The sequence below is a fragment of the Pseudomonas sp. NPDC089408 genome (assembly GCF_044749445.1).
GTDB lineage: Bacteria > Pseudomonadota > Gammaproteobacteria > Pseudomonadales > Pseudomonadaceae > Aquipseudomonas.
The window spans coordinates 46788-57788 of the sequence record NZ_JBIVHY010000028.1; the positions used below are offsets into that span (position 1 = coordinate 46788).

The following is an 11001-nucleotide window of genomic DNA, read 5'->3' on the forward strand; positions in this document are numbered from 1 at the left end:
CGATCTCACAGGCACCCAATATCTCAAGGCATGAACCTGTCAGCCAATTGCTGAAGTTTTTCCGCCGGCAACCAGCCCAGTTCGCCATTGCCATGACGCCGGCACCACACCCAGCCATTGAGCGGGCGGACCATCTGCACCAGCTGCCCGGGGTCGGCATCCAGTTCGTGCGCGCAGTAATGGTCCAGCGCCCTGCCCTGGCACACGCCCAGCCGCTCGATCAGTTGCGCCGGCACCCAGCCGGGCTCCTGGCCGGTGCAACTGCACAGGTACCAGTCTTGCCAGCCGGGCTCGCCTTCGTAGCGCGGGCCGATATCCAGCAAAGTGCCCTTGGCGAAGCGGATGGGCCGCGGGTATTCACTGCGGTGGGGTTCGATCACAACGTAATGCATGGGCCTCTCCTTGGCCGGTAAACCTACGACCCTGGCAGTGGCGGCAAAACCGCCATTGCCCGGTGCTTGTATCGTTATGTGTACAAAGTGAGCACCGATACACAAGAACGCGCCTTGCAGGCTAACCAGACATATCGGCGATACATCCCTCGACTTTACTGGCATCCACCAAACCGCACCGCTGGCTTTGCCAAGGAGATGCCCGATGCCTGCCCGCCACTCGACCACTCGATTCAGCCGTACCCTGCTCGCCTGCGCCCTGTTGCCGCTTGGCCTGATGGCTACAAATTTCGCCACCGCAGCCCCTCAACAGCCGCAAATGGCAGCAGCGGCAGACAACTTCGGCCCGTTGAAACATATCAACGCGGGTGTGCTCGACGTAGCTTATGTGGAGCAAGGCCCGGCCGACGGCCCGGTGGTCATCCTGCTGCATGGCTGGCCCTATGACATTCACAGCTTTGAAGAAGTTGCACCCGCCCTGGCGGCAAAAGGTTACCGGGTGTTGGTGCCCTACGTGCGCGGCTACGGGCAAACCCGCTTCCTGTTGGCGCAAACGCCACGCAATGCCCAACCCACGGCGCTGGCCAGCGATGTCATTGCCTTCATGGACGCGTTGCATATCCAGCGCGCCGTGCTGGCCGGCTTCGATTGGGGCGCACGTACCGCCGATATCGTCTCGGCACTGTGGCCTGAGCGGGTCAAGGCGCTGGTGTCGGTCAGCGGCTATCTGATCAGTAGCCAGGAAGCGGCCAAGGCGCCACTGCCACCCAGCGCCGAGCTGCAATGGTGGTACCAGTACTATTTCGCCACACCGCGCGGCCAGGCTGGCTACGAGCAGAACCGCCATGCCTTCGCCAAGCTGATTTGGCAAACCGCCTCGCCCAAGTGGGCCTTTGACGACGCAACCTTCGAGCGCAGCGCCCAGGCCTTGGACAACCCGGACCAGGTGGCGATTACTGTGCACAACTACCGCTGGCGACTGGGCCTGGCCCAGGGTGAAACGCGCTACGCCCCACTGGAGGCGAAGCTGGCCAAGTTCCCTGCCATTGCAGTACCCACTATCACGCTGGAGGGCGATGCCAACGGTGCACCACACCCACCGGCAGAAGCGTATGCGCAGCGCTTTACCGGCAAGTACGAGTACCGGTTGATCAGCGGTGGCATCGGCCACAACCTGCCGCAGGAAGCGCCGCAGGCGTTTGCCCAGGCGGTGGTGGATGCGGATCACCTGTAGTGCGCGGGGCGGTAATTGCTACATAAGGTTTCGAACAGCGCAGCGGGATCGGGACTGAATCCAGTTGAGGGCCTGCCTTGCCGAGACCGATTGTGGCCAGGGATCACGCGGGGTTGAGCAGAGGTTGCACGACATGATTTGAAACGCGCTCTGTAGGATCCCTTACCGAGTAGTGTAGGAAAAGTCGAGACTGTGGCACTTACCTGTATGAAACATCAGTTTCTCCGGCATATTCGAGCTGTTACGGTCGATTTTTCCTACAACGGCACGGAGGCCCACAGCGTGAGAAAGGCATGGACCCGTTCAATAGCTCGGCCCTGAAGCTGCAGAAAAACTTGCTTAACCTGCGGGTTGAGCGTGATCGCCTGAGAAGTGAGGGCAAGGACAAGGAAGCGGACCAGCTGGCGGGGCCGATTGCCAGGCTGGAGGCGGCGTTGCGGAAGTTGCCGGATGATATGCAGCCGCAAACCTTGCAGTAAGGGAGGATTGGCGGTGGTTGGCACCGGCTGCGCCGGTGTTCGCGGCCACGGCCGCTCCCACAGCGACCGCGTGAACCCGAAGCCTGCACGGTCCTTGTAGGAGCGGGTTTACCCGCGAAGCTGGCGCCGCGGTGCATGGCACCGGCTGCGCCGGTGTTCGCGGCTAAAGCCGCTCCCACTGCGACCGCGTGAACCCGAAGCCTGCACGGCCCTTGTAGGAGCGGGTTTACCCGCGAAGCTGGCGCCGCGGTGCATGGCACCGGCTGCGCCGGTGTTCGCGGCTAAAGCCGCTCCCACAGCGACCGCGTGAACCCGAAGCCTGCACGGCCCTTGTAGGAGCGGGTTTACCCGCGAAGCAGGCGACGCGGTGGTTGGCACCGGCTGCGCCGGTGTTCGCGGCTAAAGCCGCTCCTACAGGGACAGCGCGAACTCAAAGCCAGCGCAGTACCTGTGGGAGCGGCTTTAGCCGCGAAGAATCCAGCGCGGTATCAGAACAACTTGACCGTATAACTCAGGATCAACCGGTTCTCGTCGATATCGGTCCGGTAATTGGAGCGCGCCATCACATTGCGCACCCGTACCCCAAGCCCGGCCAGTGGCCCGCTCTGCACCACATAGGCCAGGTCCAGGTCGCGCTCGCGGTCACGCCCAGTAAAGCCCAGCCCGGTGTCCACATCCCGCCCCTTCACATATCGCAACGTCGAAGTCAGGCCCGGTATCCCCAGTGCGACAAAGTTGTAGTCATGCCGCACCTGCCACGAACGCTCACCCGGCGCCGAGAACTCATACGTCGGCAATGTATTCCCCATCGGGTTGGTGTTGGCCCCGACCTGGATAAAACCGTCTTCACCACCAATCTGCTGATAGCCCACGTAAAAGGTATGCCCACCTGTCTTGGCCGAGAACAGGCTGAACAGCGCATGGTTGTCGTAGTCACCGGCAATCTTGCGCCCATCCTCGCGGGCATCGAAATAACCGGCATTCACCCCCAGCGTCCAGTCACCCAGCGGCTCGGCATGCTTGAAGCTGTAAAAACGCTGCTGGTAGATATCCTCCAGCTGCGCCTGCCATACGCCGACGCTGGTGCGGTTGTCGTTGAAGGCATAATCGGCGCCCACGTAGTTGAAGCGGTCACTGGTAAAGCGCGCCAGCCGCGCCGGGTTGATCGGGTCGTTGACCAGCGCGTACATCTTCTGGCTGTTGGACGAGTCGCGCAGGCTGGTGGAACGGAACTGGCCGGCATTCAGGGTCAGCCCGGCAAACTCGCGCGACTCCAGCATCGCGCCCTGGTAGGTCGGGGGCAGCAGGCGCAGGTCGCTGAACAGCAGCACAGGCAGGTTGGGCATCAGCTCGCCCACCTTCAACTCGGTCTGCGACACCTTGAACTTGATCGCCGCCCCCAGGCGGCTGTATTCGTCCGCCGACTTGCCGCTGTCCAGGCTGGGCAGCAAGCCGGACTTGGCATGCTCCGGGCTGCTGTCGAGCTTTAAGCCCAGCAGGCCGGTCACATCGACACCAACACCCACGGTGCCCTGGGTGTAACCCGAGCTGGCATTGAGGATGAACCCCTGCGCCCATTCCTGGGTACGCGACTGGGGGCTTGCGCCCTTGATATCGGCATAGTCGCGGCTGAAAAAATAGTTGCGCGCCTGCAGCGTGGCGCGGGCACCTTCGATAAAACCGGCCTCTTCAGCCGGGGCCTCGGCACACAGCGCGGCGGCAATACAACCACCGGCCAGGCGCGCAGACGAAGAAAAACGCGGTGCAGTGGAACCTTGCATGGGGCTACTCCTGGATTTCGGGCAACAGCAACCCGGCGCGGAGGCCATGTGCGGCCACCGACGTGCGGGGTTGCGTCGAGAAAGGGTCGGCAGGCGGGCACCTGGCCCGCCTGCCCTGCCGTTGCGTAAAGCGCTGGGCCGCTAGCGGTTGACCAGCTTCGCCGGCAGGGCGATGACCAGGAAGCAGCTGAGGATCAGGCAGCCGGCAAACACCCACAGCGCCGCGTGGGAAGTACCTGTCAGGTCAGTGACCAGGCCCATCAGCGAGTTGCTGACCAGGCCGGCAATGTTGGCCACCGAACAGGCCAGGGCAAAGCCGGTGGCTGCCGCCGTGCCTTTGAGGAAGGTCGCCGGCAGGCTGAAGAACACCGGCACCGCGCCGATGATCGCCGCCGAGGCGATGGCGAACAGCAGCACGGTCATCACCAGGTTCTGGCTGAACAAAGTGCTGCTGGCCATGGCAATTGCACCGATGATGAACGGCACGATGATGTGCCAGCGGCGCTCGCGGTGGCGGTCGGAGCTGGCGCCGATCATCAGCATGCCGGCCAGTGCGGCCAGGCTCGGGATGGCCGTGAGCAGGCCGATGTGGAAGGTATCACTGACGCCCGCATCGCGGATGAAGGTCGGCATCCAGAAGCCCATGGCATAGGCACTGAGCAGGATCGAGAAGTCGATGCCGCCGAGCATCCACACCTTCAGGTTGAAGAAACCGTCGCGGAAGCTGTGCTTGCTGTCCTTGCCTTCGGCATCGTCGGCGGCCAGGTCAGCGGCCAGTTGCGCCTTGTCCTCGGCCGACAGCCACTTGGCCTGCTGGAAGTGGTTAGGCAACGCCCAGAAGGTCAGGATGCCGAGCAGCACGCTGGGGATCGCCTCCAGCAGGAACAGCCACTGCCAGCCGTGCAGGCCATGCACCTGGTCGAAATGCCCCATGATCCAGCCGGAGATCGGCCCGCCGATCACGCTCGACAAGGGCAGCCCGATCATGAACAGGGCAATGATGCGCCCGCGCCGGTAGGTGGGGTACCACATGGTCAGGTAGAACAGCACGCCCGGCAGGAAGCCCGCTTCGGCGGCGCCGAGCAGAAAGCGCAGGATGTAGAACTGCGTGGTGGTGCTGACGAACATGGTGCAGGCCGACAGCAGGCCCCAGGTGATCATGATGCGGGCGATCCACAGCTTGGCGCCGACGCGCTGCAGGATCAGGTTGCTCGGCACTTCGAAAATGATATAGCCGACGAAGAACAGCCCGGCACCCAAGCCATAGGCGGCGGTGCTGAACTGCAGGTCTTCGAGCATCTGCAGCTTGGCGAAGCCGACGTTGATGCGGTCCAGATAAGCTGCGAGGTAGCAGAAGCACAGGAAGGGGATGAGCCTCCAGGTGATCTTGCTGTACAGCGCTTTTGTGCCATGGTCGATGTCGCTGTGGACCGTGGTTGCATTCGCAATTGGCATTTCCTGTCTCCTGGCGGGCGACTTTGTGGTTGTTTTAAGGCCAGCAGTTTTCGACGCGCCGGGCACCCCGCGCACTATACGCGGCGTGCCTGGGCAACGCCTGAAAGACCCCGAGTGCTCCTGCGGGGCGACCACCCGGACAGCAGGCGGTCATGGACGGGCTTCCGGCACCGTTCCTTGATTGTTATTGGGTCAGCCGGCTAGCTGCCTGAGTTGCTGCATGGCGTCCTGCCGGGTGACGACATCGCCGTACTTGCTGTCGATGTCGAACAGGTTGGCTTCGTGCGGGTCGTTATGGCGGTCACCCACGCACTCGCGCACCACGATGGTTCGAAAACCATGCTGCATGGCATCCACCGCACTGGCGCGGATGCAACCGCTGGTGGAACAGCCCGCCAGCACCACGGTATCCACGCCTTGGGCATGCAGCAGCGGGGCCAGGCTGGTGGCGAAGAAGGCGCTGGCGTACTGCTTGCTCAGCACCACCTCCCCCGGCTGCGGCGCGACGGCCTCGCAGAACGCGGCCAGCGGGTTGCCTTCGACCATGTCCTTCATCACCGGCGCCTTGCGCACCCACACACCGCCATCGGCGAAGTGCGGCGGCTGGTAGCGGATATTGGTGTGCACCACCAAGGTACCGCAGTCGCGGGCCAGCGCCAGCAGGCCGGCAGCCTGCTCCACCGCCGTGACCACGCCCGGGGCGTACAGCGGTGCGCCGGGGGTGGTGTAGCCCTGCATGAAGTCGATCATCAGCAGCGCGGGCTTGCGGCCAAAGCCGATGCGCTGGCCCCACACACCCTGGTAGTTGTCACGGGCGCTTTGTACATCGCTCATGTGCGTCTCCCGATTTCAGTAGGCGCCCGACAGCAAGGCACCGGCACCCGGCACGACCGGCTCCAGGTCCAGCGCCTTGAGCATGGCGTAGGTGGTGGCGATGGCCGCGGTGACTACCGGCTTGCCGGTTTGCGCCTCGACCTTGGCCACAGCCGGCAGCGACTGCATCTGCACGCAGGCCGACAACACCACCACATCGACGCCTTCAAGGTCCATGCCGGCGACGATGCCTGGCAGGTTGGCCGGGTCGTGCCGCGCCACGGCGAGGTTGTCGGGGATTTCCAGCGCGCGCCAGTCTTGCACCTCGAAGCCTTCCTCGCGGATGTAGTTCACCACCAGTTCGGTCAGCGGCTTCATGTACGGGGCGACGATGGCAATGCGCTTGGCCTTCATCACATGCAGGGCCTCGACCAGCGCCCCGGCGCTGGTGATCACCGGCGCCAGCGCCTCGTTGTCGGCGGTGGCCTGCTGCAGGCGCTTTTCCGATTGCCGGTGGTAGCCCAGGCCCATGGCCATGATCGCCACCAGGCAGGCGTAGCCCAGCACGTCGACCTTGGCATCGGACAGCTCCACGGCGCAGCGGTCAGACTCGGCGTCCATGGCTGCAAGCTCTTCCTTCTTCACCTGCTTCATGCGCATGCGGCTGGAGTGGAAGGTAAAGCGCTCGGGGCGGATGGCCTGGCGGGCGTTGAGCATCGCCGGGATTTCGGTTTCCATGGTGGTGTTCGAGCTCGGCACGATCTGGCCGATGCGGTATAGCTTGGTCATGTCTCGTGCTCCGTCAGGCAAGGGGTTGGTCGAGGAAGTCGCCGAAAGCGGCGAAGAAGCCGTCCAGGTCGTCCCACGGGATCATGTGACCGGCGTTGTCCACCTGTGCGACCTGGATGTCCGGCTTCAACTCGCGGATTTCGGCGATGTCGCGCGGCTCGATTACGCCGCCACGCCCGGCTACCATCAGCAACACCGGCTGGCGCACGGCGGGCAAGTACTGGTGAATATCCACCTGGTGAAAATCCTCGAAGGCACGCACGATCGCCGGCTCATAACAGGTGTGCAGCCATTCGGCACGCAGCGCCAGTTGCTCGTCACTCCAGGTGGCGCAAAAGGCGCGCATGTCGTCGCCGCTCATGCCAAGCGTGGCCTGGCGGATCGAATCGACATACCACGGCAGCTTGCTCGGGTAGGCGCGGCGGCCCGGTCCGGACACCGGCGGGTCGACCAGCACCAGCCGCTGCAGCCCCGGCGCCCCCTGGGCGGCAGCACGAATCGCAAAGCGCGCGCCCATCGAGTGCCCGACCAGGTGGTAGCTGCCCAGGCCCAGCGCGGCGGCAAAGGCCGGGATATCCGCAGCACAGGCATCGGTGCCGTAATCCAGTTCCGGGCCGCTTGAAGACAAACCGCGCCCGCGCACATCCAGCACGTAGGTATCGAAGTACTGGCCAAGGCGCTCGGCGACGAAGCCCCAGGTAATCGCCGGGCTTGTGATGCCGGGCACCAGGATCAGCGCCTGGCCCTTGCCGCCATAACGCAGGTAATGCTGGCGGATGCCATTGGCGCTGACGTTGCCGCCGGCGACGAAAGTCGTCATGCCGCCTCCCCGCTTTTCAGCTGCTGCCCGTACAGGTCGTAGCCGTAGACCCAGGCTGGGTCTTCCTGGGTGTAGAGCCAGGTGTTGGCGTTGGATACCGATTGCACCTGCGATGCCCGCTCCTTACGGTTGGCCTCGTACAACGCGAACGCGGTGCGGTGGTCGGACAGCCCGGTCTCTTGCAGGCAACGGGTCAGCATTGCCGCATCCTCGATGGCCATGCACGCGCCCTGAGCCATGTGCGGCTTCATCGGGTGGCAGGCGTCGCCGAGCATGACCAGGCGGCCACGGCTCCACAGCGGCAACGGGTTGCGGTTGCGCAACGGCCACTTGGTGATCGATTCGGTGGCGTCGATCAGCTTCTGTACAGTGGGGTGGTAGCCCTCGAAGGCGGCACGCATCTCTTCCTGGCTGCTGTCGACATAAGCGCCCTGGAAGTCCCAGGCTTCGTGCGGCACGCCGGTGACGAAGTAGTACTCGTCGCGCTTGCCGGTGGTGTAGTAGACCATCATGTGGCGGTCTTCGGACCACCACTTCACGCACGGCTCGAACACATCGGCATGCTGCGCCAGGTTGACCCCGCGGATCAGCGCCCGGTGCGCCACCCAGCCGCTGTAGTTCGGTGCTTCGGCGCCCAGCAGTTCCTCGCGGATCTTTGAGTGGATGCCGTCGGCACCGATGACGATATCGGCGACGGTGTGACTGCCATCGGCGAAGTCCAGGCGTACCTGCTCACCTTCATCGACGATCTTTTCCAGGCGCTTGCCGTAGTGCACGGTGCCCGGCTTGATCGCGTCGATCTGCAGGGCGTGCAGGTCACCCCGGTGAATGGTGATGTAGGCCGCGCCGTATTCGCGGCGGGCAAACTCACCCAGCGGGATGCGCGACAGGTAATCGCCGCTGGCACCGTCGCGGCTGAACCAGAAGTCCGGGTGCGAACCCATCAGCTCCAGCTTCTGCTCCAGCCCCATGCGGCGGAAGATTTTCATCACGTTAGGGCCGATATGGATACCCGCACCCAGGCGGGTGAACGCCGGGGCCTGCTCGTACACCTCGACATCGAAGCCGGCCTGCTGCAGCAACGTGGCGGCGGCTGCCCCACCCAGACCTGCACCAACGATTGCAATTTTCTGCCTACCCCGCATGGGTTTCTCTCCTCTTGTTCTGATGTGTGGCCAGCGGCTCGGCCGCCTGACGATTTAGAGCGTATACGCTGTAATTGTTTTTTGGAAAGAGGGGTTGGCAAATAATTTTCAAACACCTGATCGAAAACCATTCACTCGGAACTGTTACCGTAAATACTGGGCATATGTGTGAATAGGTAACGTTCTACAGATAACTTGCGCTTGCCGGTAGGATGCGCTTTCATTTGCAACATTAGGGTGTACACACTCTTAATTTGCACCGAGATGATGCGCCGGGCACTGCCATGGTGCAGCAGCTCTCCCCCGTCAACGCCGCCCAGGAGAACCCCCGATGCCGGTGAGCAATGCACAACTGACCCAAATGTTCGAGCACGTACTGAAACTGTCCCGCGTGGACGAGACGCAGAGCGTCGCTGTGCTCAAGAGCCACTACTCCGACCCGCGCACGGTCAACGCCGCAATGGAGGCCGCGCAGCGCCTGAAGGCCAAGGTCTATGCCGTGGAACTGCCGGCGTTCAACCACCCCACGGCCATGGGCAATGACATGACTGCCTACTGCGGCGACACCGCGCTCACCGGCAACCTGGCGGCGCAGCGGGCGCTGGAAGCGGCCGACCTGGTGGTCGACACCATGATGCTGCTGCACTCGCCGGAGCAGGAACAGATCCTCAAGACCGGTACGCGCATCCTGCTGGCCGTGGAGCCACCGGAAGTGCTGGCGCGCATGCTGCCGAGCGAAGACGACAAGCGCCGCGTGCTGGCCGCCGAAACCCTGCTGAAACAGGCGCGCAGCATGCATGTACGGTCCAAGGCCGGCAGCGACTTCCACGCCCCGCTCGGCCAGTACCCGGCCGTGACCGAATACGGCTATGCCGACGAGCCAGGGCGCTGGGACCACTGGCCCAGCGGCTTTCTGTTCACCTGGCCGAACGAGGACAGCGCCGAAGGCACGCTGGTGCTGGACGTGGGCGATATCATCCTGCCGTTCAAGAACTACTGCCGCGAACGCATCACCCTGGAGATCGAAAAAGGCTTCATCACCGCTATTCATGGTGGCTTCGAGGCCGAGTACCTGCGCGACTACATGAAGTACTTCAACGACCCCGAGGTGTACGGCATTTCGCACATCGGCTGGGGCCTGCAGCCACGCGCACAGTGGACAGCCATGGGCCTGCACGACCGCAACGACGGCATGTGCATGGATGCCCGCGCGTTCTACGGCAATTTCCTGTTCTCCACCGGCCCCAACACCGAGGTCGGTGGCAAGCGCAAGACCCCATGCCACCTGGACATTCCGCTGCGCAACTGCGATATCTACCTGGATGACCAGGCCGTGGTCCTGGCCGGTGATGTGGTCGCGCCGCAGGAGTCGCGGGCGCGATAGTGGTTATACTGGCCGGGCGCTCCGCTATTGGCGGCCGGCCAGCACCTTTCCACCAGCCCAAGCCATCCTATGCCGAACAAAACCACCCCCAGCAGCGCCCCGCTTGACACCACCCCCTACGACGTCACCGAACAGGTCGGCCACCTGCTGCGCAAGGCCTACCAGCGGCACACGGCGATCTTCCAGCAGCAGGCTTGCGACCCGCAGTTGACCTCGATCCAGTTCGTTACCCTGTGTGCCCTGCGCGACCATGGCCCCAGCTCGCAGGCCGAGCTGATCAAGGCCACGGCGGTAGACCAGGCGACCATCCGCGGCATCGTCGAACGCCTGAAGGCGCGCGAACTGGTGCAGCTGTCGCCAGACCCGGGCGACCGGCGCAAGGTCATCGTCGAGCTCACCGACAGCGGCGCCGCGCTGCTTGATGCAATGATCCCCTGCGCCCGGCAGATCAGCGAACTGAGCATGGGTAGCCTGAATGCCGGTGAGCGCGTGGCCATCCTGTACCTGCTGCGCAAGATGATCGACAGCGACGATAGCGCGGGTTGAGCCTTGTAGTGAATGGCACCGGCTGAAGCCGCCACCTGTCCTGCATCACCTTCAAGGCACACACAGAACCTGTAGGAGCGGGGGGGGGGGGGGGGGGGGGGGGGGGGGGGGGGGGGGGGGGGGGGGGGGGGGGGGGGGGGGGGGGGGGGGGGGGGGGGGGGGG

Annotated in this window: 11 protein-coding genes; 4 read left to right on the forward strand and 7 right to left on the reverse strand. The window is 63.9% G+C overall.

What is annotated here, in order from left to right:
* Window positions 1-23 precede the first annotated feature (23 nt).
* Entirely contained in the window at window positions 24-392 is a 369-nt protein-coding gene (locus ACIP02_RS26530; protein WP_400622674.1) for an SH3 domain-containing protein, read from the reverse strand.
* Window positions 393-597: 205 nt separating this feature from the next.
* On the opposite strand from ACIP02_RS26530, the gene ACIP02_RS26535 reads away from it, so the two are divergent.
* Entirely contained in the window at window positions 598-1626 is a 1029-nt protein-coding gene (locus tag ACIP02_RS26535) for an alpha/beta fold hydrolase (protein ID WP_400622676.1), read from the forward strand.
* A 293-nt stretch (window positions 1627-1919) separates the two neighbouring features.
* Window positions 1920-2105: a hypothetical protein gene (locus ACIP02_RS26540; RefSeq protein ID WP_400622678.1), complete on the forward strand. Its 186-nt coding sequence runs from the start codon at window positions 1920-1922 to the stop codon at window positions 2103-2105.
* Window positions 2106-2593: 488 nt separating this feature from the next.
* On the opposite strand, the gene ACIP02_RS26545 is transcribed toward ACIP02_RS26540, so the two are convergent.
* The 6 genes from ACIP02_RS26545 to nicC form a co-directional block, all read right to left on the reverse strand.
* A complete protein-coding gene (locus tag ACIP02_RS26545; RefSeq protein WP_400622680.1) occupies window positions 2594-3886 on the reverse strand; it encodes an OprD family porin in 1293 nt (430 codons plus the stop codon).
* 141 nt (window positions 3887-4027) lie between these two features.
* The gene (locus ACIP02_RS26550) at window positions 4028-5341 is read right to left on the reverse strand and encodes an MFS transporter (protein ID WP_400622682.1); all 1314 of its coding nucleotides are present in this window, start codon (window positions 5339-5341) and stop codon (window positions 4028-4030) included.
* 192 nt (window positions 5342-5533) lie between these two features.
* Window positions 5534-6175, reverse strand: a complete 642-nt coding sequence (locus tag ACIP02_RS26555; RefSeq protein WP_201206611.1) for an N-carbamoylsarcosine amidohydrolase — start codon at window positions 6173-6175, stop codon at window positions 5534-5536.
* 15 nt (window positions 6176-6190) lie between these two features.
* Window positions 6191-6943, reverse strand: a complete 753-nt coding sequence (locus ACIP02_RS26560) for an Asp/Glu racemase (RefSeq protein WP_400622685.1) — start codon at window positions 6941-6943, stop codon at window positions 6191-6193.
* 13 nt (window positions 6944-6956) lie between these two features.
* Window positions 6957-7763, reverse strand: a complete 807-nt coding sequence (gene nicD, locus ACIP02_RS26565; protein WP_400622687.1) for an N-formylmaleamate deformylase — start codon at window positions 7761-7763, stop codon at window positions 6957-6959.
* Window positions 7760-8908 carry a 6-hydroxynicotinate 3-monooxygenase gene (gene nicC, locus ACIP02_RS26570; protein ID WP_400622689.1) on the reverse strand — a complete coding sequence of 383 codons (1149 nt, stop codon included), beginning with the start codon at window positions 8906-8908 and terminating at the stop codon, window positions 7760-7762. The genes nicD and nicC overlap by 4 nt, the downstream gene beginning before the upstream one ends.
* A gap of 331 nt (window positions 8909-9239) precedes the next feature.
* On the opposite strand from nicC, the gene ACIP02_RS26575 reads away from it, so the two are divergent.
* Both ACIP02_RS26575 and ACIP02_RS26580 read left to right on the forward strand, forming a co-directional pair.
* Window positions 9240-10292, forward strand: coding sequence for a 2,5-dihydroxypyridine 5,6-dioxygenase (locus ACIP02_RS26575; protein ID WP_400622691.1), 1053 nt, complete (start codon window positions 9240-9242; stop codon window positions 10290-10292).
* A 69-nt stretch (window positions 10293-10361) separates the two neighbouring features.
* Complete coding sequence (locus tag ACIP02_RS26580; RefSeq protein ID WP_201206600.1) at window positions 10362-10838, forward strand: MarR family winged helix-turn-helix transcriptional regulator; 477 nt, start codon at window positions 10362-10364, stop codon at window positions 10836-10838.
* Window positions 10839-11001: the final 163 nt, after the last annotated feature.

Bases quoted from the DNA above. Each gene is read 5' to 3' on its own strand.
- ACIP02_RS26530 (WP_400622674.1), bottom strand. From the start codon at position 392: ATGCATTACGTTGTGATCGAACCCCACCGCAGTGAATACCCGCGGCCC.
- ACIP02_RS26535 (WP_400622676.1), top strand. From the start codon at position 598: ATGCCTGCCCGCCACTCGACCACTCGATTCAGCCGTACCCTGCTCGCC.
- ACIP02_RS26540 (WP_400622678.1), top strand. From the start codon at position 1,920: ATGGACCCGTTCAATAGCTCGGCCCTGAAGCTGCAGAAAAACTTGCTT.
- ACIP02_RS26545 (WP_400622680.1), bottom strand. From the start codon at position 3,886: ATGCAAGGTTCCACTGCACCGCGTTTTTCTTCGTCTGCGCGCCTGGCC.
- ACIP02_RS26550 (WP_400622682.1), bottom strand. From the start codon at position 5,341: ATGCCAATTGCGAATGCAACCACGGTCCACAGCGACATCGACCATGGC.
- ACIP02_RS26555 (WP_201206611.1), bottom strand. From the start codon at position 6,175: ATGAGCGATGTACAAAGCGCCCGTGACAACTACCAGGGTGTGTGGGGC.
- ACIP02_RS26560 (WP_400622685.1), bottom strand. From the start codon at position 6,943: ATGACCAAGCTATACCGCATCGGCCAGATCGTGCCGAGCTCGAACACC.
- nicD (WP_400622687.1), bottom strand. From the start codon at position 7,763: ATGACGACTTTCGTCGCCGGCGGCAACGTCAGCGCCAATGGCATCCGC.
- nicC (WP_400622689.1), bottom strand. From the start codon at position 8,908: ATGCGGGGTAGGCAGAAAATTGCAATCGTTGGTGCAGGTCTGGGTGGG.
- ACIP02_RS26575 (WP_400622691.1), top strand. From the start codon at position 9,240: ATGCCGGTGAGCAATGCACAACTGACCCAAATGTTCGAGCACGTACTG.
- ACIP02_RS26580 (WP_201206600.1), top strand. From the start codon at position 10,362: ATGCCGAACAAAACCACCCCCAGCAGCGCCCCGCTTGACACCACCCCC.